The organism is Paenarthrobacter histidinolovorans (assembly GCF_014647595.1).
Classification (GTDB): Bacteria; Actinomycetota; Actinomycetes; order Actinomycetales; family Micrococcaceae; genus Arthrobacter; species Arthrobacter histidinolovorans.
On sequence record NZ_BMPM01000001.1, the window covers coordinates 212,197 to 235,322 of the forward strand.

22 protein-coding genes and 1 riboswitch are annotated in these 23,126 nt (G+C 62.9%); of the genes, 14 read left to right on the top strand and 8 right to left on the bottom strand.

What is annotated here, in order from left to right; translation table 11 throughout:
• Positions 1-4: 4 nt before the first annotated feature.
• The gene (locus IEY62_RS00990) at positions 5-472 is read left to right on the top strand and encodes a Fur family transcriptional regulator (protein WP_189014350.1); all 468 of its coding nucleotides are present in this window, start codon (positions 5-7) and stop codon (positions 470-472) included.
• Here IEY62_RS00990 and IEY62_RS00995 read toward each other — a convergent pair.
• The 5 genes from IEY62_RS00995 to IEY62_RS01015 all read right to left on the bottom strand — a co-directional run bounded on the left by IEY62_RS00995 (position 469) and on the right by IEY62_RS01015 (position 5,884).
• Entirely contained in the window at positions 469-1,359 is an 891-nt protein-coding gene (locus tag IEY62_RS00995; protein ID WP_189013139.1) for a metal ABC transporter permease, read from the bottom strand. The two genes, IEY62_RS00990 and IEY62_RS00995, sit on opposite strands and share 4 nt — an antisense overlap.
• The gene (locus IEY62_RS01000; protein WP_189013141.1) at positions 1,360-2,193 is read right to left on the bottom strand and encodes a metal ABC transporter ATP-binding protein; all 834 of its coding nucleotides are present in this window, start codon (positions 2,191-2,193) and stop codon (positions 1,360-1,362) included.
• Positions 2,194-2,347: 154 nt separating this feature from the next.
• Entirely contained in the window at positions 2,348-3,349 is a 1,002-nt protein-coding gene (locus tag IEY62_RS01005; RefSeq protein ID WP_189013151.1) for a metal ABC transporter solute-binding protein, Zn/Mn family, read from the bottom strand.
• 121 nt (positions 3,350-3,470) lie between these two features.
• A complete protein-coding gene (locus tag IEY62_RS01010) occupies positions 3,471-4,538 on the bottom strand; it encodes a hemolysin family protein (RefSeq protein ID WP_189013153.1) in 1,068 nt (355 codons plus the stop codon).
• Positions 4,535-5,884: a hemolysin family protein gene (locus IEY62_RS01015; protein ID WP_189013155.1), complete on the bottom strand. Its 1,350-nt coding sequence runs from the start codon at positions 5,882-5,884 to the stop codon at positions 4,535-4,537. Before IEY62_RS01015 ends, IEY62_RS01010 begins: the two co-directional genes overlap by 4 nt.
• Positions 5,885-6,373: 489 nt before the next feature.
• Between IEY62_RS01015 and IEY62_RS01020 the strand changes: the two genes are divergently transcribed.
• The 5 genes from IEY62_RS01020 to IEY62_RS21875 all read left to right on the top strand — a co-directional run bounded on the left by IEY62_RS01020 (position 6,374) and on the right by IEY62_RS21875 (position 12,665).
• The gene (locus IEY62_RS01020; protein ID WP_189013157.1) at positions 6,374-10,177 is read left to right on the top strand and encodes a multifunctional oxoglutarate decarboxylase/oxoglutarate dehydrogenase thiamine pyrophosphate-binding subunit/dihydrolipoyllysine-residue succinyltransferase subunit; all 3,804 of its coding nucleotides are present in this window, start codon (positions 6,374-6,376) and stop codon (positions 10,175-10,177) included.
• A 92-nt stretch (positions 10,178-10,269) separates the two neighbouring features.
• Complete coding sequence (locus IEY62_RS01025) at positions 10,270-10,917, top strand: GDSL-type esterase/lipase family protein (RefSeq protein ID WP_189013159.1); 648 nt, start codon at positions 10,270-10,272, stop codon at positions 10,915-10,917.
• A 97-nt stretch (positions 10,918-11,014) separates the two neighbouring features.
• Positions 11,015-11,863: a DUF4097 family beta strand repeat-containing protein gene (locus IEY62_RS01030; RefSeq protein WP_189013161.1), complete on the top strand. Its 849-nt coding sequence runs from the start codon at positions 11,015-11,017 to the stop codon at positions 11,861-11,863.
• Complete coding sequence (locus IEY62_RS01035; protein ID WP_189013163.1) at positions 11,863-12,477, top strand: PadR family transcriptional regulator; 615 nt, start codon at positions 11,863-11,865, stop codon at positions 12,475-12,477. Before IEY62_RS01030 ends, IEY62_RS01035 begins: the two co-directional genes overlap by 1 nt.
• 113 nt (positions 12,478-12,590) lie before the next feature.
• On the top strand, positions 12,591-12,665 hold the full coding sequence (locus IEY62_RS21875; protein WP_369299106.1) for a 50S ribosomal protein bL37: 75 nt from the start codon (positions 12,591-12,593) through the stop codon (positions 12,663-12,665).
• A gap of 114 nt (positions 12,666-12,779) precedes the next feature.
• Here IEY62_RS21875 and rsrA read toward each other — a convergent pair whose 3' ends face one another.
• Both rsrA and IEY62_RS01045 read right to left on the bottom strand, forming a co-directional pair.
• Positions 12,780-13,040, bottom strand: coding sequence for a mycothiol system anti-sigma-R factor (gene rsrA / locus IEY62_RS01040; protein WP_189013165.1), 261 nt, complete (start codon positions 13,038-13,040; stop codon positions 12,780-12,782).
• Complete coding sequence (locus IEY62_RS01045) at positions 13,037-13,840, bottom strand: sigma-70 family RNA polymerase sigma factor (protein WP_308424473.1); 804 nt, start codon at positions 13,838-13,840, stop codon at positions 13,037-13,039. Before IEY62_RS01045 ends, rsrA begins: the two co-directional genes overlap by 4 nt.
• Positions 13,841-14,019: 179 nt before the next feature.
• On the opposite strand from IEY62_RS01045, the gene IEY62_RS01050 reads away from it, so the two are divergent.
• The 7 genes from IEY62_RS01050 to IEY62_RS01080 all read left to right on the top strand — a co-directional run bounded on the left by IEY62_RS01050 (position 14,020) and on the right by IEY62_RS01080 (position 21,240).
• Positions 14,020-14,535: a DoxX family membrane protein gene (locus IEY62_RS01050; protein ID WP_055972066.1), complete on the top strand. Its 516-nt coding sequence runs from the start codon at positions 14,020-14,022 to the stop codon at positions 14,533-14,535.
• Positions 14,536-14,541: 6 nt separating this feature from the next.
• Positions 14,542-15,909, top strand: coding sequence for a 3-phosphoshikimate 1-carboxyvinyltransferase (gene aroA, locus IEY62_RS01055; RefSeq protein WP_189013167.1), 1,368 nt, complete (start codon positions 14,542-14,544; stop codon positions 15,907-15,909).
• 2 nt (positions 15,910-15,911) lie between these two features.
• Positions 15,912-17,027 (top strand): ribosome small subunit-dependent GTPase A, encoded by a 1,116-nt coding sequence (rsgA, locus tag IEY62_RS01060; protein ID WP_189013169.1) that lies wholly within the window; start codon positions 15,912-15,914, stop codon positions 17,025-17,027.
• 71 nt (positions 17,028-17,098) lie between these two features.
• Positions 17,099-17,923 carry a histidinol-phosphatase gene (gene hisN / locus IEY62_RS01065; RefSeq protein ID WP_189013171.1) on the top strand — a complete coding sequence of 275 codons (825 nt, stop codon included), beginning with the start codon at positions 17,099-17,101 and terminating at the stop codon, positions 17,921-17,923.
• Positions 17,924-18,094: 171 nt separating this feature from the next.
• A riboswitch (SAM riboswitch) is annotated at positions 18,095-18,208 on the top strand.
• A 32-nt stretch (positions 18,209-18,240) separates the two neighbouring features.
• Positions 18,241-19,647 carry an aminotransferase class V-fold PLP-dependent enzyme gene (locus tag IEY62_RS01070; RefSeq protein ID WP_189013173.1) on the top strand — a complete coding sequence of 469 codons (1,407 nt, stop codon included), beginning with the start codon at positions 18,241-18,243 and terminating at the stop codon, positions 19,645-19,647.
• A gap of 48 nt (positions 19,648-19,695) precedes the next feature.
• Positions 19,696-20,517, top strand: coding sequence for a class I SAM-dependent methyltransferase (locus IEY62_RS01075; RefSeq protein WP_189013175.1), 822 nt, complete (start codon positions 19,696-19,698; stop codon positions 20,515-20,517).
• A 9-nt stretch (positions 20,518-20,526) separates the two neighbouring features.
• Positions 20,527-21,240 (top strand): metal-dependent transcriptional regulator, encoded by a 714-nt coding sequence (locus IEY62_RS01080; protein ID WP_189013177.1) that lies wholly within the window; start codon positions 20,527-20,529, stop codon positions 21,238-21,240.
• An 18-nt stretch (positions 21,241-21,258) separates the two neighbouring features.
• Here IEY62_RS01080 and IEY62_RS01085 read toward each other — a convergent pair whose 3' ends face one another.
• Positions 21,259-22,707: an MFS transporter gene (locus IEY62_RS01085; RefSeq protein WP_407671442.1), complete on the bottom strand. Its 1,449-nt coding sequence runs from the start codon at positions 22,705-22,707 to the stop codon at positions 21,259-21,261.
• 37 nt (positions 22,708-22,744) lie between these two features.
• Between IEY62_RS01085 and IEY62_RS01090 the strand changes: the two genes are divergently transcribed.
• Entirely contained in the window at positions 22,745-23,119 is a 375-nt protein-coding gene (locus tag IEY62_RS01090) for a hypothetical protein (RefSeq protein ID WP_229784970.1), read from the top strand.
• Positions 23,120-23,126 lie beyond the last annotated feature (7 nt).

Consider the following 23,126-nt stretch of genomic DNA (forward strand, 5'->3'; position numbering starts at 1 on the left):
TTTCATGCCACACGGCACCAATTCCGCCACTACGGGCCCGGCGGGGCCGGCCACCAGCGGCGTCAAGGAGCAGCGCGTCACCAAGCAGCGCTTGGCGGTCAGCGCAGCCTTGGACGAATTGGATGACTTCGTCAGCACCCAGGAGCTGTACCGCCTGATGCAGAACAAGGGCATTTCGGTGTCCTTGGCCACTGCCTACCGCATTCTCCAGTCCCTGGCCGACGATGGCCTCATCGATGTCCTGCGCAATGGTGAGGGTGAAGCGGTCTACCGACGTTGTGCCGTCACGGGCCACCACCACCACCTTTTGTGCCGGAACTGCGGCAAGGCTGTAGAGGTGGAAGCGCCCGCCGTCGAGACTTGGGCAGCACGCACGGCCACTGAACACGGCTTCACCGAAGTAGCCCACACAGTGGAGATATTTGGTTTGTGCCCCGAGTGCACCGCTAAAAAGGGCGCGGGAAAACTCTAGAGGGCCCTGGCTGGCTGGTCCCGCGTAACCCGGCCGTTCAAGCCACGGTCGCTCCGCAGCCGACCGATAACGCGGCATACCACGTAGATCAGGAAAGACAACGTTGTCACATAGGGGCTGATGGGGATCCGGCTGCCAAGGGCCAGCAGAATGCCTCCCACCGTGGCCGTCAGTGCGAAAACCACGCTCAGGACCACCACCAGTTTGGGCGAGGTGGTGACACGCAACGCCGCCGCTGCCGGCGTGATCAGCAGGGCAAGGACAAGCAACGCACCGACAATCTGGATGGACAGCGCAACACTGACGCCCAGCAGCACCATGAACCCGATCGCCAGGCCGCGCACGGGAACACCCCGCGCTTCGGCCATCTCCGGGTCGACGCTGGCAAAGCTCAGGGGGCGCCAGATCGCCACCAACGCAATCATCACCACTACCGCGGTTCCGGCAAGTGCCTGCAGCTGAACGGTGTCCACGGAGACGATCTGGCCGGTCAACAACCCGAACTTGTTGGCGGCGCGGCCTTCGTAGAGGGCCAGGAAAAGAATTCCCAAGCCCAACCCAAACGGCATGATGACGCCGATTATTGAGTTCTTGTCCCGCGCCCTGACACCCATGAAGCCGAGCAGGACGGCGGCCGCCACCGAACCGATCAAGGAACCGAAGATAATATCGGCGCCGATCAACAGCGCGAAGGCCGCACCGGCAAAGGACAGCTCGGAGATGCCGTGGACGGCGAACGCCAGGTCCCGTTTCATCACGAACGTGCCAACGAGCCCGCCGAGCAGTCCAAGGACAGCACCGGCCCAGAGCGAGTTCTGGACGAGGACCAGCAGTTCGCCGTAGTTCTCGAAGTTGAAGATGGTCTGCAGGATGTTGTCCATGTCCATTTAGAGATCCTCCCCGGCGGTAGCGTGGGCATCGTCATGGAAGTGGGTGGTGGCGTCCGGAAGACCGACGACGACGATCCTCCCGTTGGTGTGGATGACCTCCACATGACTGTCATACAGTTCGGACAAGACTTCCGTGGTCATGACTTCCTGTGGCGTTCCGACCCGGAACTGGCCGCCCGCCAGGTAGAGCACACGGTCCACGTAATCGATCACGGGATTGATTTCGTGCGTCACGAACACCACGGCACTGTTTCGCTCGTGGCATTGCTGGTTTATTAAGGAGCTGACGCCCTGCTGGTGGTGAAGGTCAAGGGAGAGAAGTGGCTCGTCACAGAGCAGGACCTGCGGTTCCGTGGCCAGCGCCTGGGCTACCCTCAGCCGCTGCTGTTCGCCTCCGGAAAGCTGCCCCACCGGCACCTTGGCGTAGTCCGAGGCTCCCACCAGATCCAGCAATTCGTCGATGCGCTGGTTGACCTTGCCTGCCGACAACCGGATACCCCAGCGATGTCCGTCGATGCCCAGGCCCACCAAGTCCCGTGCACGCATGGGCGTATCCGGCGCGAAAGATTTCTGTTGCGGTATGTAGCCAATCCGCTTGCTTCCCCGTTCCACCGGATGCCCACCCAGGGATACGGTTCCGGAGTGCAGTTCCTGCAACCCCAGTAGGACCTTCAGGAAACTGGTCTTGCCGCTCCCGTTCGGGCCCAGGACGGCGAAGAACTCACCCGGGTTGATGTCGAGGTCGAGGTCCCGCCAGAGTGTCCTCTTGCCGAACTGCAGGCTGGCTCCGCGGAGGCTCACTACGGGTGTCAAAAGTTGTCCTCGATCCATACGCTGCTGTGAACGTAGTTTGTTGGGGCGCCTGCCTGGCATCCGGGCGTGCCCGTTACCGGCGGCGGTGACGGCAGGCAAAAGGCCCCGCAGCCATCCTGAACATCTTAGGACGCCACCGGGGCCCTTCACCGCATTGGGTTGCTGGGCAGGCTTACTTCTTGAGCGCGGATGAAACGGATTCCACGTTGTCAGTCATCCACTGGATGTAGTCCTTGCCCTCGGGCAGCGTTTCAGTGAAGTTCAGAACCGGTACGCCGGCGGTCTCGGCCGCCCGCTTGACAGTTTCTGTCTGCGGGCCGGCAGTCTGCTCGTTGTAGGCGAGGAAGCGGACCGACCCCGAGCTGAGAAGATCAGTCGTTTCTTTCATGACAGCGGCCGGGACGTCAGTTCCTTCTTCAACGGCTGCGCTGTAGGCCTCGGGGGTCTTGTTCTCCAGGCCGGCAGCCTCCAGGAGGTAGAGCGGAACGGGCTCGGTGATGGCCACGGGAGCATGGGCATCAGCAGCCTTCAAAGAGCCAAGTTCTGCCGTCAGTCCGGCGAGCTTGGCTTTGAAGGCCTCAGCGTTGTCCTTGAAAGTTGAGGCTGATTCCGGGTCCAGACTGCCGAGCTTGCCCGCCACAGCATCGGCGACCTTGCCCATGGTGTCCAGGCTGTACCAAACGTGTTCGTTGAAATCACCGTGGTTGTGCGTGTGGCCTTCCTCCGCGTGGGCCTCTTCGCTGTGCGCTTCCTCCTCGGGCGCCATACCGGACACCTCGACGGCGCTGATCATGTTCTCGTGACCGATCTTGGTGTCATCGGCGATCTTGTGCAGGAACTCGTCGTAGCCTCCGCCGTTCTCCACCACGAGCTTTGCCTTGGATATGACCAGCTTGTCCTGTGCACTGGCCTCATAGGAGTGCGGGTCCTGGCTCGTCTTGGTGATGATGGCACTGACGTTCACTTTGTCCCCCCCAACGACCTTCACAATGTCGCCGTAGACGTTGGTGGAGGTGACCACCTCAATGGCGCCGGAAGCCGAAGGACTGTTCGCCCCGGCCGTTCCGGCGCAGGATGACAGCAGGAGCGCGGCAAGTCCTGCGGAAGCGGCTACGGACAAGCGGGCGGCGGATCGACGCACGTAAACCTCGGATCTACTCAAAATGAGAATCAAACACAATTACTGGCATGTCCCAGTGTAGCTCTAATTAGGAATGATTCCTATTTAGAGAAGGGCGGGCATCCATGGAGGGAATCGATGCCCGCCCTTTCCGTGCGCTTGCCGGCGGTTCCGCCTAGGCTTGTTGGCCACCGTAACGACGGATGCCCGTGGCCTGGGTGGCATCGCGGATTTCGCCAACCAACTGCTCGATGACGTCCTCAAGGAACAAAACGCCCTGGGTGTCTCCGCCCGCACCGACAACACGGGCCAAATGCGAGCCAGTGCGCTGCATGACCGACATGGCCCGTTCAATCTCGTCGTCCGGAGAAAGGTTGGCCAAGGACCGGATGCGCCCCTCCGCAATGGGGTGCCTGCGTCCCTCATCAGGGATGGACAGGATGTCCTTCACGTGCAGGTATCCGGCAAGTTCGCCGTCGTCGTCCACCATGGGGAAACGGGAGAAGCCGGTACGGCTGACCGCCTTTTCCAGCTCCACGGGCGTCGAGGCCGTCTTTAGCACCACCAACTTGTCCAGGGGAACCATGATGTGGGACGCAGTGTGCTCCGAGAACTCCAAAGCACCGCTGAGTAATCCGGTCTCATCGTCCACCAGGCCGTGCCGGGTGGATTCCTGGACAATCGACTGCACTTCCTCAAGCGTGAATGAGGACGACACTTCGTCCTTCGGTTCGATTTTCATCAACCTCAGGATGTGGTTCGCCAACCAGTTGAGGGACCAGATAACCGGATTGACCACGCGGGCGATGAACATCAGGGGTGGCGCCAGCAGCAGAGCCGCCTTGTCCGCTACGGAAACCGAGATGTTCTTGGGGACCATCTCACCGAAGGTGACATGCAGGAACGTGACGAACAACAAGGCGATAACGAAAGCGGAGATATCCGCCAGTTCCACCGGGATACCCACCAGCTCAAGCGGCTCAGCAAGAAGATGGTGAATGGCGGGTTCGGCAACCTGAAGGATCAGCAGCGAACAAACGGTAATGCCCAACTGAGCACACGCCAGCATCAGCGAAACATTTTCCATTGCGCGCAGAGTGGTCTGCGCCCGCTTGGAACCGGCCTCAGCCAGGGGTTCGATCTGGCTGCGGCGGGCCGACATAACGGCGAATTCGGCACCGACAAAGAAGGCATTGCCGATCAAGAGGATGACAAGCCATACAATTCCTGCCCAGTCACTCATACGGCACCTGCCTCGCGGTGGTTGGACCCGGCGTCGGCCTGCTCGTCATCACGGGCAACGTGATGGAAGCAGATCCTGTCGATCCTGCGGCCATCCATCCGGGTGACGGTCAAGGTGCCATCCGGCGTTTCAACGACATCGCCCACCTTGGCAATCCGGCCAAGCTGGCTCATGACGTAACCGCCCACGGTTTCATAGGCAGACTCGTCGGGAACGGTGAGATTCGGAATTTGTTCCGACACTTCGTCCGGCCTGAGCAGGCCCGGAAAGTACCAGTCTCCTGTCGCGCTCTGCAGGACTCCCGGCCGGACTTTATCGTGCTCGTCAGCGACCTCTCCAACGATCTCTTCGACCAGGTCCTCAAGAGTGGCGATGCCGGCCGTGCCGCCGTATTCGTCAAGAACGACGGCGAGCTGAAGGTTGCCTTCGCGCAGTTCAGAAAGGAGGGCGTCAAGGTGGATGGTCTCAGGGACCTGCAGGACATCGGTCATGATGGCCCCGGCCTGGAGCTTGGCCCGACGTTCAGAGGGTACGGCCACAGCCTTCTTGACATGGACCACACCCCGGATGTCGTCCGTGGAATCACCAATGACGGGAAACCGGGAATAGCCGGTACGCCTCGCGGCGTCAAGGATGTCGGCCACTGGCTGGTCGGCGTCGATGGTTTCCATGCGGATACGGGGCGTCATGACGTCAGCCGCGGTCCGTCCGGAGAAGTTCAAAGTACGGGCCACGAAGTTGGCTGTACCAGCGTCCAACGTTCCGAGTTCGGCTGAACGGCGCACCAAGGATGCGAGCTCGGCGGGCGTCCGGGCTCCAGAGATCTCCTCCTTGGCCTCCAGGCCAAACAGGTTCAGAACTTTGTTGGAGAAGCCGTTCAGCACCACGATGGCCGGCTTGAAGACAGCAGTAAACATCAGCTGGGGGCGGGCAAGCCGCTTTCCCAGGGGGAATGCAAGGGCGATGGCCATGTTCTTGGGGACCAACTCGCCAAGGAGCATCGACAACAGCGTGGCAAACGCCATGGCCACGATCAAGGCGACGGAGTGCACCACCTCGCTTGGCAGGCCAAGCAGGCCAAGTGGACCAAGGAGCAGCTGCCCGACTGACGGTTCCATGACGAAACCCGTAAGGAGCGTGGTCAGTGTGATGCCCAGCTGGCAACTGGAGAGCTGGGTGGAGAGCGACTTGAGGCACTTCAGCAGAGGAGCCGCAGCGTGGTCGCCATTGTCGACAGCGCGCTGGACACTCGCTTGGTCAAGAGCAACCAGGGAGAACTCAACCGCTACAAAGAAACCGGTCCCGAGGATGAGGGCAAAACCGGCGAGAAGAAGAATCCATTCCACTTAGCGCATCCCTCCAAGGGCAGGCGCGTGCAATGGGGATAAGGCCTTCGGCTCGGGGAATCGCCCCGGCGGAGGCTGGTCGGGTGCAGCGGACGCATGGTCTGCGGCACCACCGGCAGTGAACGCCGGCGCGTGATGGGCATGTGAACGGGTATTGCCGGCTCGACGGGCACGCTGCGCGGAGTTGCCAGGTTGGCTCCCCCGACAGTTCCCAGGCCGGCACCTAGATTTACTGTCCATAAGGGTTCCAGTCTACAGTCCGGCACCCGTGGTCCCCCTCGGGAGACCAAACTTCGCAACAAAAAAAGAAGAGTCCGGCCACTGAGACACCAGCAACATGATTTAGGTCACCACTATTGGCAGTTAACCAACGATCCTAACTAGACTGTCAGGGGTCTGAGTTCGCGGGACCCGGACCCTGTCCCATTGTTGTGGAAAAGCAACAATGGCCAGCGGGAAAACAACACTCATGGAAGAGGCGTATTTCAAGTGCCAGAGCAGCCCAGCCACCGTCTACCAGAGGAATTTGGCGGAAACGAGTGGCTCGTTGACGAACTGTACGAGCGGTACCAACAGGACAAGAACTCGGTGGACACCAAGTGGTGGCCCCTCTTCGAATCCTTTGCTTCCGCTGACGGCACTTCTTCCAACGGAAACTCTGCAGCTCCAGCAGCTGCCAATCCCCCTACCCAAGTACTCCCCGTCGTAGCTCCGGCTGCAGCGGCTCCGGCACCGGCGCCGGCCGCTCCCGCAGCAGCACCGGCGGCAGCCCCTGCGGCTCCGCCAGCTCCTGCTCCGGCGAAGAAAGAACCTGCCACGGTGGCCCGTGACGGCGCAAAGAAGCCCGCCGCAGGCACCACTTCAGCTCCCATCCCGGCCCAGCTTCCCAAGAGCAACAAGGCCCCCACGGCGCCGGAAGAAGACGTCGTTTCCGTCCTGCGCGGTCCCGCCAAGGCTATTGCCACCAACATGGTCACCAGCCTCGAAGTTCCCACCGCAACCAGCGTCCGGGCCGTTCCCGCCAAGCTGCTCATCGACAACCGCGTTGTCATCAACTCCAACCTTGCCCGTGCCCGCGGTGGCAAGGTGTCCTTCACCCACCTCATCGGTTACGCCGTTGTCCGCGCACTGTCGCAGTTCCCGTCGATGAACGTTTACTACGACGAAATCGACGGCAAGCCCAGCGCCGTGCAGCCCGCGCACGTCAACTTCGGCATTGCCATTGACATGCCCAAGCCTGATGGCACCCGCCTCCTGATGGTCCCGAACATCAAGAAGGCCGAGACCATGGACTTCGCGGAGTTCTGGCACACCTACGAGGACCTGATCAAGCGTGCCCGCAACGGCAAGCTCACCGCTGATGACCACGCCGGAACCACGGTCTCGCTGACCAACCCCGGCGGCATTGGCACCGTTCACTCCGTTCCCCGCCTTTCCAAAGGCCAGGCCGCCATCATCGGCGTCGGCGCTCTTGACTACCCGGCAGAGTTCCAGGGCGCGAGCGAAAAGATCATCGCCCAGAACGCCATCAGCAAGATCCTCACGCTGACCTCCACTTACGACCACCGGGTCATCCAGGGCGCCGGCAGTGGCGAATTCCTCAAGCTCGTCCACCAGCTCCTCCTCGGTGCTCAGAACTTCTACGACGAGATCTTCGAAGCCCTCCGTATTCCCTACGAACCCGTTCGTTGGAGCCCGGACCTGCAGGTGGATCCTGCCGATGAGATCAACAAGGTTGCCCGCATCCAGCAGTTGATCCACTCCTACCGCGTGCGCGGCCACCTCATGGCTGACACCGATCCGCTGGAGTACGTGCAGCGCAAGCACCCTGACCTTGACGTCCTGACATACGGACTCACCCTGTGGGACCTCGACCGCGAGTGGCCCACCGGTGGCTTCGGCGGCAAGCCTCAGCTCAAGTTCCGCGACATCCTCGGCGTGCTCCGCGACGCTTACTGCCGCACCACGGGCATCGAGTACATGCACATCCAGGAGCCCGCTGAACGCAAGTGGTTCCAGGACCAGCTGGAGCACCCGTACTCCAAGCCGAGCCGCGAAGAGCAGCTGCGCATCGTCTCCAAGCTCAACGCCGCAGAGGCTTTCGAGACCTTCCTGCAGACCAAGTTCGTGGGCCAGAAGCGCTTCTCCCTCGAGGGTGGCGAATCCCTGATCCCGTTGCTGGATGCGGTCATTTCGGACGCAGCTGACGACGGACTGGATGAAGTCGCCATCGGCATGGCCCACCGAGGCCGCCTCAACGTGTTGACCAACATCGCGGGCAAGACCTACGCACAGGTCTTCCGCGAGTTCGAAGGCACCCAGGACCCCCGCTCCGTCCAGGGCTCCGGTGACGTCAAGTACCACCTGGGTACCGAAGGTACCTTCACCTCGGACAACGGCAAGCAGACCAAGGTCTACCTCGCCGCCAACCCCTCGCACCTCGAAGCTGTCGATTCCGTGCTTGAGGGTATCGTCCGCGCCAAGCAGGACCGCCTGGACCAGGGCGAGTCCTTCCCGGTGCTGCCCATCATGGTCCACGGTGACGCCGCATTTGCCGGCCAGGGCGTGGTTGCAGAAACGCTCAACCTCTCGCAGCTGCGCGGCTACCGCACCGGCGGCACCATCCACGTGATCGTCAACAACCAGGTTGGCTTCACCACTGCGCCGTCCTCTTCACGTTCGTCCACCTACTCCACGGACGTCGCGAAGATGATCCAGGCACCGGTGTTCCACGTCAATGGCGATGACCCCGAAGCCGTGGTGCGCGTTGCGCAGCTCGCCTACGAGTTCCGCCAGCGTTTCCACAAGGACGTCGTCATCGACATGGTGTGCTACCGCCGTCGCGGCCACAACGAAGGCGACGACCCCTCGATGACCCAGCCGCTGATGTACAACCTGATCGAAGCCAAGCGCTCGGTCCGCAAGCTGTACACAGAGTCGCTGATCGGCCGTGGGGACATCACCGAAGAAGAAGCAGAGCAGCTGCTCCGCGACTACCAGGAGCGCCTGGAGCGGGTGTTCGCCGAGACGCACGCCGCACAGACGTCCCCGATCCCGATCATCACCGCGGACTCCGCGGCTGTTTCGGACATCGAGCGTCCCATTGCCCAGCAGGCGGACTTCGGTACCAACGCCCCCACCTCCACCGCGATTTCCGCGGAGACTCTTGCCCGCATCGGCAAGGCCCACCTGGAAATTCCCGAGGGCTTCACGGTTCACTCGAAGCTCAAGCAGCTCCTGGAGAAGCGCGAGCAGATGTCCCGCGAAGGCGGCATCGACTGGGGCTTTGGCGAGATCGCTGCCTTTGGTTCGCTGATCATGGAAGGCGTACCTGTGCGCCTTGCAGGGCAGGACTCCCGCCGAGGAACGTTCGTTCAGCGCCACGCCGTCTTCCACGACCGCGCCAACGGCAACGAGTGGCTGCCCCTGGGCAACCTGTCCGACGACCAGGCCAAGCTGTGGATCTACGACTCCCTGCTGTCCGAATACGCGGCCATGGGCTTCGAATACGGATACTCGGTGGAACGTCCGGATGCCCTCGTTCTGTGGGAAGCCCAGTTCGGTGACTTCGTCAACGGTGCACAGACCATCATCGACGAGTTCATTTCCTCGGCTGAGCAGAAGTGGGGCCAGCGCTCCTCCCTGGTGCTCATGCTCCCCCACGGCTATGAAGGCCAGGGACCGGACCACTCCTCGGCACGCATTGAGCGTTTCCTGCAGATGTGCGCAGAAGACAACATGATCGTGGCCAACCCCACCACTGCGGCCTCGCACTTCCACCTTCTGCGCCGTCAGGCTTACAGCCGTCCGCGCAAGCCGCTGATCATCTTCACGCCCAAGCAGTTGCTGCGCCTCAAGGGTGCCGCTTCCGCCGTCGAAGATTTCACCACCGGTGGCTTCAGGCCGGTTATCGGCGATCCGGAAGTCCAGCCGGCAAACGTGGACCGGGTCATCCTGGTTTCGGGCCGTCTGTACTACGACCTCCTGTCCAACCGCCAGAAGTCCGGAGACACCTCCACGGCGATCATCCGCGTGGAGCAGCTGTACCCGCTGCCGAAGGCTGATATCGAGGCAGAGCTCGCCAAGTACCCGAACGCCGATGTCGTTTGGGCACAGGACGAGCCCGCCAACCAGGGCCCGTGGCCGTTCATGGGCCTGAACCTGGCACCGGAACTTGACCGCAAGCTCCGTTTGGTGTCGCGTCCGGCCTCGGCATCCACGGCTGCCGGCTCCATGAAGCGCCACGCCGCAGAACAGGATGCCCTGATCAAGCAGGCGTTCGAACGTAAGTAAAAGCGAAACTGCCCGGCCTGAGGAGCGATAAGCACGCCTCAGGCCGGGCAGTTCTGTTTAATGGGACAGGTACCCGGTCCCAAAACCGGCCGATGATCCGGAAACTGTGCAAGGACCGTAACGAGTGTGAAGAGGTAACCGTGGAAGACAGGAAGCTGCGCATCGCAGCTGTTGGAGATGAACTGCTCGCGGGCCTGGGGGATCCCCGCGCCCTGGGCTGGCTCGGTAGAGTCCTTGCCCGCACGCCCCAGGACTCCGTCGTGGTGGAAAGCTTTCCGCTCCCTTGTCCCATGGAAGGTACAGAGGGCCTGGCGGCCCGTTGGCAGGAGGAAGCCGGCAGGCGTTTCAGCGACAACCATGAAAACAGACTGGTAATCGGGCTTTCGGGTCGCGATCTTGAGTTTGGCCTTTCCACGGCGCGGAGCCGGCTGAATCTGGCCAACATCCTCGACGGGGCTTCACACAGCAGCGTGGAGGTCTTTGTGGTCGGTCCGCCGCCCACCTTGGATCCGGCACGAAACAAGCGCCTGGCTGAGCTCAACACAGCGTTTGCCGATGTCACCACACGGCGCAACCACCACTACGTTGACACGTTCTCCCCGCTGCTCAACCACGAGCAGTGGAGAACGGACCTTGCAGCCAACGGGGGAACACCGGGCCAGGCAGGCTACGGATTGATTGCGTGGCTTGTCCTGCACCGCGGCTGGTTCCAGTGGCTAAATATCGCCCAACCGGAGTAGCCGGTGCCCTGACTCCGGACGCGTGACCTCTTGATTCCCCGCAATACGCGATATATCGTGTCGTTATCAACGCGATATATCGCAACTTGGAGGGATCATGTCAGACGAGCTATGGACCGTGACGGGACCGCAAACCATTGAAGTGGACAACGTCCGCTCCCTGAAGCTGGGCATCGTGAAGGGCCGCTTCGACGTCGTAACCCACGACGAACCCTTCGTCCGCATCGAGATCAGCGAAATCACCGGCGATCCCCTCACAGTGACGCTGGTGGACGGGCGTTTGGAAGTGCGCCACCAGCTCCAGGGGCCGCAGGGCTGGTTCCGCAACCTCATGGGGACCGTCAACAACACCAGCACCAACTCGGTGGTGGTCGGGATAGCGCTGCCACCCGGCGTCGACGTCGAGGCCGGAACCGTAAGCGGCGACGGAATGGTGTCCGGCGTCAGCGGGCGAACACGCCTGAACACTGTCTCAGGTTCCGTCATGGCGGACGGCACCAACGGCGAACTTCACGTGAACACCGTCAGTGGCGAAGTCATCGCCCGGAACCACGACGGCGTCCTGACCGCCAAGAGCGTCTCGGGCGAGGTCACGGCCTCGGGCACCTTCAAAAGCGTCCGGGCCAGTACCGTCAGCGGCGACCTCAGCTTCGATCTCCAGGACTACACGAACGACCTCGGAGCCAACTCCGTCTCCGGCGACCTGACCATCCGGCTGCCCCACGACGTCGGCCTGGATATCGTAGCGAAATCGGCCAGTGGCACCGTTGTGATCGACGACCAGCTGTACGCCCAACCCGGCAGCAACGTCCACACGATCGTGGGCCCGGACGAGCGGCTCATGCTTGTTCGCACCAATACGGTCTCCGGCAAGACGTACATCATCCACGGATCCGCGCCGGCACAGGACAACAGCCGGCAGTCGCCAGGGGAAGCGGGCCTCTGATGCCTCCCGTCTTCGCCCATGGCGCACTGCGCCTGTATCTTCTTGCCCTTCTGGAAACCGGCCCCAAGCACGGCTATGAGCTCATCAAGGCCCTCGGCGACCGCTTTGGCGGAACGTACTCCCCCAGTGCCGGGACCATCTATCCCCGCCTTGGCAAGCTGGAAGAGGAAGGTCTCGTGGCCACAGAGACCGAGGGCCGGCGTACGAAATACTCCATCACGGCAGCCGGGCGTGCCGAACTGGACAGCCGCCGGGAAGAACTGGCCGACGTCGAAGACACCATCTCCGCTTCCGTCAGGCGGCTTGCCGACAACCTGCGCGAGGACATCCGCAGCAACATGCGAGGTCTTCGTGCCGACCTCGCTGCCACTGCCGAAGCAGCCCGCAGCAGCGCCACCTCCGCCGCCTTCCGCAGCCGCACGTCGGGCTACACGCCGGAAGGCCAGCGCATCCTCAAGGAAGCGGAATTGATGGTGCAGGCCTTCCGTGACGACATCCGGGTGGAGTTGCGCCAGCACGGGGCAGCCCGCCCGCTGACGCCGGTGGCACTGGAGACGGTCAGGGCGGTCCTGGACCAAGCGCGCATATCCATCAGGAATTCACTGAACAACTGAGCCCCGGCAAAGCGCCCCATGGCGCGGACGCTTCCCGGTTCGCGGCACGGCACCCTGATGTGCGAAACTGGAGGGCAGCTCTATTGAGTATCAATCATTGAAGGAGGCCAGCTATGAGCAAGCGTGCACGTAAGCGTCGTGACCGTAAGCGCGGCGGCGCGAACCACGGCAAGCGTCCCAACACCTAAGCCAGCGGCTTAGCGTCACAGGCTTAAGAGCGAGGGCCCCGGAAACCATGCGGTTTCCGGGGCCCTTGGCGTTAAGCCCTCACAAGACCAGGATGTGCCGAACCAGTAGCGGGATCAGGCATCAACGGGCTTGATGGAATGGATCCTGTCCAGGATGGAATTCTTGAGGTTCTCAGGCGCGGATTCGGTGCACGAGCGCTTCACCATGGTGCGGATGAGGCACTCAAGGTCATATTGTTCTGCACATTCTTCACACGTATCCAGGTGCTGCTTGATCTCTGCGAGGTCATCACATGTCAACGCACCATCGAGGTACTCATAGATCCGCTGCATTCGCGTATCGTCGCAATCGCCCAATCCCTGGCAGTCGCTCATTTCTCTTTCTCCTGATTTTTGCTTCCGGCCGCGGCCTGATCTTCGGTGTGGGCCTTGAAGCCCCGTTCGGCGGCATAGTCCGCCAGCATGTCCCGCAGCATCTTCCTGCCGCGGTGCAAGCGCGACATGACAGTGCCGATCGGGGTATTCATAATTTCCGAGATTTGCTTGTAGGCATATCCCTCTACATCCGCGAAATAGACAGCCAAACGGAACTCCTCCGGAATTGACTGCAACGCGTTTTTGACATCGGAATCCGGCAGGTGGTCCAGCGCCTCAGCTTCGGCCGACCGCAAGCCTGCGGAGGTGTGCGATTCGGCCTTGGCAAGCTGCCAGTCCTCGATCGTGTCCGAATTGGACTGCAGCGGCTCGCGTTGCCGCTTCCGATACAGGTTGATGTACGTGTTGGTCAGAATCCGATACAGCCACGCTTTGAGGTTGGTGCCGGGCTTGAACTGGTGAAACGCCGAAAAAGCCTTGGTGTAGGCCTCCTGGACCAGGTCTTCCGCGTCAGACGGGTTCCGCGCCATCCTCATGGCAGCGGAGTACAACTGGTCCACGTACTGCATCGCGTCGCGCTCAAAGCGCTCGCGCCGCTGTTCAGGGCTCTCCGCTGAAACGTCGACGGCGGCCTGTGCCGGGGCGTTGTCGTCGTCCGTCGCGTCGGCTGCTTCGTACATGGCCGCTGCGGCCGGTTCAATGGTGCTCATCGTTGCCAAGTCTACTGTCAGCTTGGGAGAATCCGGCTGCACCCCGTATGCGGCCTCCGGTAGAACCATGCGGTCCTTCACCAAAGTCAAAAAACCAACTCCGTTCAGCGAGCGGCAACGCCGTGCCGCGGTCCGGTCTCCACCGCACCTGAAACTCACAACGGCCGCTGCTGGGTAAATATTCCGCAAAAGTGCAAGACTAGATCAGACTGCACCCCGTGAACACAGCACTCATCGAAAAGTGCGGCAAGCCACCCAGGAGGCACAATATGTCTTTTATCCGTTTTCTCGCGCGGCCCATGCTCGCGTCCAGCTTTGTCGTAGCAGGCCTGGACAAGCTCAAGAACGCGGACGACACCGCGAAGCAACTGTCACCAGTCCTCCGACGTGCCTCTGAATCGCTCCCCTTCAAAGCGGACGAGAAGACCCTCGCCCGCGTCCTGGGTGGAGCCCAGCTTGGCGCCGGTGCCCTGCTCGGACTGGGCAAGCTTTCGCGTTTCGCAGCCACGGTGCTCGCACTGACATCCGCACTGAACTCCTACGTCGAATGGCGTTCAGCGGACATCAGCACCAAGGAAGGGCGCACCGCACGCAAGGCCCAGCTCCTGAAGAATATTTCCCTCACCGGCGGTGTGCTGCTGGCCTCCGTCGACACCGAAGGCCGCCCGAGCATCGCATGGCGGGCCGAGCACCTCGCCGCCGATGCCAGGAAGGTCACCGGCAAGCAAATCAAGAAGGCAGATAAAGCAGTGCGCAAGGCCGTAGACAACGCAGTTGGAGCATAAGGAAGCATGACAGGTACCACCGCCGCCAATACCGAACCGGACAAAGCCGCCAGCCTCCCGCTATGGCCGGCCCCTTACGCCAATGGGCCAGTGGACGCCACTGTGACAGTCCCCGGTTCGAAATCGCTGACCAACCGGTTCCTGGTGCTGGCAGCCTTGGCGGACGGCCCCTCGCGGCTCCGGGCCCCACTGCATTCACGCGATTCGGCCCTGATGATCCAAGCCCTTCGGCAGTTGGGTGCAACCGTCACCGAGGTACCCGGTGACGGTGACTATGGGCCCGACCTGGAGATCACGCCCCTGGACCCCTCCGCTGCGGGCTCAAGCACCGCAATCGACTGCGGCCTGGCGGGTACCGTCATGAGGTTCGTTCCCCCGCTTGCTGCCCTGCGCAGCGGCGCAACCGTCTTCGACGGCGATCCCCATGCCCGCAACCGTCCCATGGGAACCATCATCGAGGCACTTCTTGCCTTGGGAGTCCCTGTTGCAGCCGAAGGCGGCAGGACGCCGTCGGCCCTCCCCTTCACGGTGGAAGGCACCGGCGAGGTGCGCGGCGGCCACTTGGTCATCGACGCCAGCGCTTCCTCCCAGTTTGTTTCGGCATTGCTGTTGGTGGGCGCCCGCTTCACCGAAGGCCTGCACTTGGAGCACGTGGGCAAACCCGTTCCAAGCCTGGACCACATCACCATGACCGTTGAGGTGCTTCGGAGCGTGGGTGTCACCGTGGATGACTCCGTACCCAACCACTGGCGCGTATCGCCTGGCAAGATCAACGCTTTTGACCAGCGGATCGAGCAGGATCTCTCCAATGCCGGGCCCTTCCTGGCCGCCGCCCTGGCCACTCATGGCACTGTCCGCATTCCCAACTGGCCCATTGGCACCACGCAGGTGGGCGATCTCTGGCGGACCATCCTCGCTGCCATGGGCGCGACCGTCACCCTTGACGGGGGAACGCTGACAGTGACCGGCGGAAATGAGATCAAGGGTGCCGATTTCGACGAAACCAGCGAACTCGCGCCGACGGTAGCTGCCCTTTGCGCCCTGGCCACCGGTCCATCGCGGCTGACTGGCATCGCCCACCTTCGCGGACACGAGACGGATCGACTCGCCGCCCTGGTTGCCGAGATCAACAGGCTTGGTGGTGATGCGGAAGAGACCGCAGATGGACTGGTTATTCGCCCCGCCACCCTCCACGGCGGCGTGGTCCACAGTTACGCAGACCACCGGATGGCCACTGCCGGCGCCATCCTGGGGCTCGCCGTCGACGGCGTCCAGGTTGAAGACATCGCCACGACGTCCAAGACCATGCCCGAGTTCCCGGAGATGTGGGCAAGAATGCTTGACTCCGCCGGCACGAACGAGGCCGGCAACTGACCATGGGCCGCGACGCACGCTCCTGGGACGAATCAGATGTCAGGATCCGTCCCAACAAAAAAGGATCACGACCCCGTACCAAGGACCGTCCCAGCTACGATGACGCCGTGATCGGGCGGATCATCACGGTGGATCGCGGACGATACCGGGCAATCGTGGACGAAGACTCGCCCAACGAACGCATCATCATCGCTGCCCGCGCCCGCGAACTCCGCCGCAACCCCGTTGTGCCCGGCGACTTCGTGGCCCTTGTGGGCGATGTCTCCGGGTCCCCGGACACGCTGGCCCGGCTGGTCCGGGTGGAAGAACGCAGAACCCTCCTTCGCCGCAGTGCCGATGACACGGATCCTGTCGAACGGGTAGTGGTGGCCAACGCCGACCAACTGGTAGTGGTGGTTGCAGCAGCAAATCCCGAACCGCGGACCGGATTCATCGACCGCGCCCTTGTGGCTGCGTACGACGCCGGCATTGAGCCGCTGCTGCTGATCACCAAGGCCGATGTGAAGGATCCCACCGAGCTGCTGGCAAATTATCTCAGCCTGGATTTCCCCGTGATCATCAGCCGGACGGCCGATTCCGAAGCGGGCGGCATTGATGCCCGCTCGGATGATGGTTTGTCGGCCCGATTGGACAGGGACGCTGTCTCCCAGCTCCGCGCGCACCTCGGCGGCAAAGTGACCGTCATGCTGGGCCACTCCGGTGTGGGCAAGTCCACCATGGTCAACGCTTTGACGGGCGCCGAACGGGCCACCGGCGGCGTGAATGCGGTCACCGGACGTGGCCGGCACACTTCGTCGTCCGCATTGGCACTGAAGCTGTCAGAGGCCCCCTCCGGCAGCTGGATCATTGACACGCCCGGCATCCGTTCCTTCGGCTTGGCCCATGTGGACCCGGACCGGATCCTGCAGTCCTTCCCGGACCTCGAACCCGGCACCGAAGCATGCGAGCGTGGATGCAAGCACGGAGCTACGGCAGTGAACTGCGGACTGGACGCCTGGGTCAACGAAGGACACGCAGGCCCCTCGGGGGTGGCGCGCCTGGCGTCCCTGCGACGCCTGCTGGGCGCGGACCCACGACTGGAAGCCAAGGAAGCAAAAGAGCTGGGCACGGTTATTTGATGACACTGGAAAACTGACGGTGCCGCAGTAACGTCCCCACCGCCGCCAGTATTTCAGGATAGTTTGGTGCCATGACCCAACCCGCTTCCACCTACAACGACGACCTGCGCCTGGCCCATGTCCTCGCCGATTCCGTCGACGCCCAAACCATGGATCGCTTCAAGGCCCTGGACCTGCAGATCGAAACCAAGCCGGACCTGACACCTGTCACAGATGCTGACAAGGCTGCTGAGGAGGCCATCCGCGGTCAGTTGTCGCGTTCACGTCCACGTGATGCAGTCCTCGGGGAAGAGTTCGGCAGCAGTGGCCACGGCTCGCGGCGTTGGATCATCGATCCCATCGACGGAACTAAGAACTTTGTTCGTGGGGTTCCGGTATGGGCAACACTGATCGCGCTCGTCGACGAAGGCGAACCTGTGGTCGGCGTGGTGAGCGCGCCGGCGTTGGGCAAACGCTGGTGGGCTGCCAAGGACATGGGGGCCTACATGGGCCGCTCGCTCGCTGCAGCAACCCGCCTCAAGGTGTCCAACGTTTCGCGCCTGGCCGACGCTTCCTTGTCCTACTCCAGCCTCTCCGGCTGGAAGGAGCGGGGCAATCTGGACGAATTCATGGGCCTCACCGAGGACGTCTGGCGCACCCGCGCCTACGGTGACTTCTGGTCCTACTGCCTTGTGGCCGAGGGCGCAGTGGACATTGCCTGCGAACCGGAGCTGAACCTCTACGACATGGCGGCGCTCGTCCCCATCGTGACGGAGGCAGGAGGCCGCTTCACTTCCTTGGAAGGCGAAGACGGACCGTTCGGCGGCAACGCCCTCGCCACCAACTCCATCCTGCACTCGGAAGTCCTGAAGCGACTGAACCCCGGGCTCGACGACCTCCTGCAGACCCAGGCCTGAGGCCCGGCTGGTCTCCGGATACCCGAATTTTCGACGGCGGACGCCCACTTTTGTGGGTGGCCGCCGTTTTTTCTTCGCGAAAACGGGCATTTGGCCTTCCGCGTAACAAAGCGCTTAACAAAACCCTTCAGCTTTGGATCGTCCCCCGGACGTGCCTTAGCCTTTTTTACAGGTCACGAGTGCCAGCGCTAAACCCCGGTTTGCTGGCCGGCAACCCTCCATTCGCGGTGGGGTGCCCCGGGTGACGACCCGGCCGGTCCGGAACGGATACGGCAAGCGCGGATCCCCCTGAGGGGGTCCCTCTTGAGTGAGGTCCCATGAGCACAGTCACGTTCAACGCAAACACCATCCCTTCCATCGTTGACGCAGCTGCCCTCGAAGCGGCAGCTGCACGTCCCCTCGCCGCTGTCACGGGCGCGGAGCTTCAGGCTCCACTGATCCAAGGTGGCCATGTCCGCTACGCCAACCTCGACTACGGCGCGTCGGCCCCTGCGCTGACGATTGTCTCTGCCTACCTCAACGAGGTACTTCCGTATTACGCCAGCGTTCACCGCGGGGCAGGCTTCGCTTCGCAAATAAGCACCTCCGTCTACGAGAATTCACGGAACATCGTCCGTGAATTCGTCGGCGGACGTGCAGACGACTCGGTGATCTTTACCCGGAACACCACGGATTCCCTGAACCTGCTGGCCGGCTGCCTCCCGCATGTCGATGGCCAGTTTGCCGGCGAGGTCCTTTACTTGGACATTGAGCACCACGCGAACCTGCTGCCGTGGCAGGGCGTGCCGCACCGCAGCGTGGTCGCGGCACCCACCTTGACCGGAACGCTGGACAAGATCGAAGCCGAACTGGCCTTGGGCGGCGTCAGTCTGCTTGCTGTCACCGGCGCCTCGAATGTCACCGGAGAGATCCTGCCGATCGCCCGCCTCGCTTCACTGGCGCACCAGTACGGCGCAAGGATCGTGGTGGATGCAGCCCAGCTCGCTCCGCACCGCCGCGTTACCATCGCAGAGGCGGACGTCGACTACATCGTCTTCTCCGGACACAAGCTCTACGCCCCGTTCGGCGCGGGAGTGGTTGTGGGCCGTCCGGACTGGCTCGACGCCGGGATTCCGCACCTGGCCGGTGGCGGGGCCGTCCGCGAAGCCCGTTTGGATTCGGTCAGCTGGGCCACGGGCCCGGCACGGCACGAGGGCGGCTCCCCCAACGTCCTGGGCGCCGCAACACTCGCCCGCGCCACGCAGGTGCTCGCCGATCTGGACCAGGACGCCTGGCACGCTCACGAAGCCGGTATCCGCAGCTACCTGGTTGAGGGCCTGGAGGCCATCGACGGGGTCACAGTCCACCGGATCTTCAGCGATTCCGAGGACACCATTGGCGTGGTCAACTTCTCCGTGGAAGGATTCGACGCCGGACTGGTCGCCGCATATCTGGCGGCCGAACACGGAGTAGGCCTCCGCGACGGACGTTTCTGCGCGCACCCGTTGCTCAAGCGGCTGGGACTGCCTTCGGGTTCCCTGCGGGCAAGCTTCGGCGTCGGCTCCCGGCTGGAGGACGCCGCCAGGCTGCTGACGGGCATCGAGGAACTCAAGCGCAACGGCCTGGGCTGGGACTACGTGGTGGATGAGGGCCGCTGGGTACCCGCCAACGACCACCGCAGCTACCCGGAGTGGGCACCGAACACCCCCGGCACAGCCGGCGCCGCTCCCTGCACTGTCGACTAGAGGGTAAATTCGTAGGGTACCTCTAAACGGCCCTGTGAAGGAGTTTGCGTGTCCCTGCGCTCAACGAACGGCGCTCCCCGAATACCGGGTCCAGCCGGACCCCGCGGCCCCAAACTTCACGCCTCCCGCCGCCATGAACTCGGCCAAAGCTTCCAGGATGGCGGAGAGCACTACGATCGCGTGCGGCCGGGCTATCCTTTGGACTCCGTGGAATGGCTTGTTCCCGACGAGGCAACCACAGCTGCGGACCTCGGCGCAGGCACGGGCAAGTTCACGGCGCTCCTGGCCGGACGCGGACTTGAGGTGGCCGCCGTCGACCCTTCCACCGATATGTTGGCGCAACTGCGAAAGGCGCACCCCGGCGTTCAGGCGACGGAGGGAACAGCCGAGGCAACTGGACTGGCGGACTCAGCATTCGACGTCGTCAGCGTTGCCCAGGCCTGGCACTGGTGCGAGCCTCTCGCGGCGAGCACGGAGATCGCCCGGATCCTGCATCCGGAGGGTGTCCTGGGGCTGATCTGGAACCAGTTGGACACCTCCGTTCCCTGGGTCCACAGGCTTTCGCGCATCATGCATGCAGGGGACGTCCACAAGCCGGGATTCCGGCCAGTCATCGGCCCGGAGTTCCACGGACTGGAACGCCACCTCACCAAGTGGGAGGACCCGCTCTCGCCCGAGGACATCATGGAGCTGACCAAGTCGCGCAGTTACTACCTGCGGGCAAACGAAGCGACGCGGGCAAAAGTCCTGGGCAACCTCCAGTGGTACCTCTACGAACATCTTGGCCATTCGCCTGGAGACATTGTGCTGCTGCCCTACCTGACGCAGACCTGGCGTGCATTCAAAGTCCACGATGCCGCGCCACGGTAGGCTTGGGGTGTGAAGACCAGTACGCCCTCCTCCTCGATCGAGGACTACGTCAAGGTCATCTACTCCTATACGGAGTGGCAGGACAAGCCGATCACGTCCTCGCAGCTTGCCCTTCGACTCGGGGTAGCCAATTCCTCGGTGTCGGAAATGGTGCGGAAGCTCAAGGACCAAGGCCTCGTCGACCATCAGCCCTACAGTGCCATCCGCTTGACTGCCGAAGGCATGCGGCTGGCCCTTTCCATGGTCCGCAGGCACCGCCTCATTGAGACATACCTGGTGGAGGAACTCGGTTACAGCTGGGACGAGGTCCACGACGAAGCCGAGATGCTGGAGCACGCCGTGTCCGATACCTTCATCGAACGCATGTCCGCCAAGCTCGGCCACCCGCTGCGGGACCCCCACGGCGATCCGATTCCGGCAGCCGACGGTTCCGTCGATTTGCCGCATGCGTACCGCATGATCGAACTCGACCAAGGCCACTCGGGCCGCATAACCCGCATCAGTGACGAGAACCCCGAACTCCTCCGATACCTTGCCGCAGAAGACATTGCGCTCGACGCGCCCGTTGAGGTGATGGGGCGCAAGCCCTTCGGTGGGGCATTGGTTGTCCGGATAGGCAGCGGCGCTAACGGCCGCGAATTTGATCTGGCGGACGAGGTCGCGTCAGCTCTTTGGGTGCAGAGTACGGCCACCCACCAGGGCTGCGTGCTCCCGACCCGCTGACTGTTGCGGCAGACGTGGTCAGCCGAGGCGCCCGGCCGGACCGCCGTCGTCGGACGCCGCATCCGGTTCCCGGTCTGCGACAGCTGCCGCCTGGCGCGGCGGGTTGCGGATCCCGACGGCGGACGCCAGCGCCCCGGCCAGGAACAGCAGTGCAGTGACCACCAAGGCGTTGTACAGCCCTTGCCTGGTAAAGGCCGGCCCCACAATCACGCCCGCGAAAGCGATCGAAATCAGGCCTGCAATGCGGGCGACCGCGTTGTTGACGGCGGACCCGATTCCGGCTTCCGTCGGCGGTACAGCACCCAGGATCGCAGCCGTCAGAGGAGCCACGAGCGTCGCCAACCCCAGGCCGAAGACAATCTGGCCCGGTAAAACCTGCGTCCAGTAATTGAGGGGCTCCTGCACGGACAAGGACATCAGGAAGCCAACGCCGCACAGCAACGGACCGATTGTCATGAACCAGCGGGGACCGTACTTGCCGGCAAGGCCGCCAAAGTACGAGGCTCCCAGCATCAAAATGACGGTTCCGGGGAGCAACGCCATCCCCGCCACTGTGGCGCCCAGGCCTCCGACTTGCTGCAGGTAGATCCCCAACGCGAAGAAGCCGAGCGAGATACCAGCGTAGATGGCCAAAGTGGCGAGGTTTCCCCACCCAAAATTCCGGATGGCGAACAAGCCCAGCGGCAACATGGGCTCCGCAGCGCGGCCTTCATGGATCAGGAACAGGACCATGGCCACCACACCCAGCAGCAGGGGGGCCCAAACCTGGGGGCTCCCCCATCCCATGCGTCCCTGCTCGATGAATGCGAACACCGGACCGCCCAGGCCGACCATGGCCAGGAACGCCCCAAGATAATCGATCCGCTTGCTCTTGTCCCTGGCCGCGTCCGAGGCGCGAAGGCCGGCAAGCACAGGCCAGATGGCAAGCGCGGGCACCACATTGATGAAGAAGATCACACGCCACGAAAGAAGGTCCACGGCCGCGCCACCGATCAGCGGACCAACGATAGCCGCCGCGCTGGTCCATCCCGACCATTGACCAATGGCCTTCGATTGTGCCGGTCCAGAGAATGACGTGATGATCATCGCCAGCGAACTCGGCACAAGGAGTGCGCCCGCGATCCCCTGCAAGGCCCGTGAAACCACCAGGATCTCACCGGTCCACGCCAGCCCGCACAGCATCGACGTGACAGCGAAGCCCGCCAGGCCCCATTCAAGGATCCGTGCCCGCCCAAAATGGTCCGACAACGAACCCGCCACCAGGATCAACGCTCCCAGCGTCAGCAGGTACGCATCGACAACCCACTGCTGGATCACCAGGCCGCCGCCCAGCTCCCGGTTGATGGCGGGCAGTGCGAGATTCACCACAAAGCCGTCCAGGATGGCAATGAAGGACGCCACGATTGCCACCACAAGAACCCGTTTTTGGAGAGGGGTGCTGGGCAGCAGTGCAGGAGCTTCGGTCATGAGCACAGCCTACGCCGGGTAAGTCCCGTATCGTTGAATGGTGATCAGCAGACGTGATGCCGCTTTGGCCCTTGATATTTCGATGGAAATGGCCCAGCGCCACGGCATTCCGTCCCGACTCTCCGAAGGCGACCTCCGCGACCTTCAGGACAATCCGCCGGCCTGGCTTGTGCAGTCCCGGGCCAACAGAACAGGGAAGCGACCTGTCTGGGTCCACCTCACTTGCGCCGTCTGTGGCTACTCGGAGGCTGTCCGCCCCAAGAAGTGGTGGCCGGACTTTTCCTTCGTCTACTGCGGGACCCACCGGAACAGCGAACTACCCAAGCTCTTCCTCGGCGAGGTCCGGAGCGAGTACGAAGGCGTGGGCAGCCGCTTCGTCGGCGTCGTGGACGTTCCGGAAAACCAGGCCTAGCCTGATC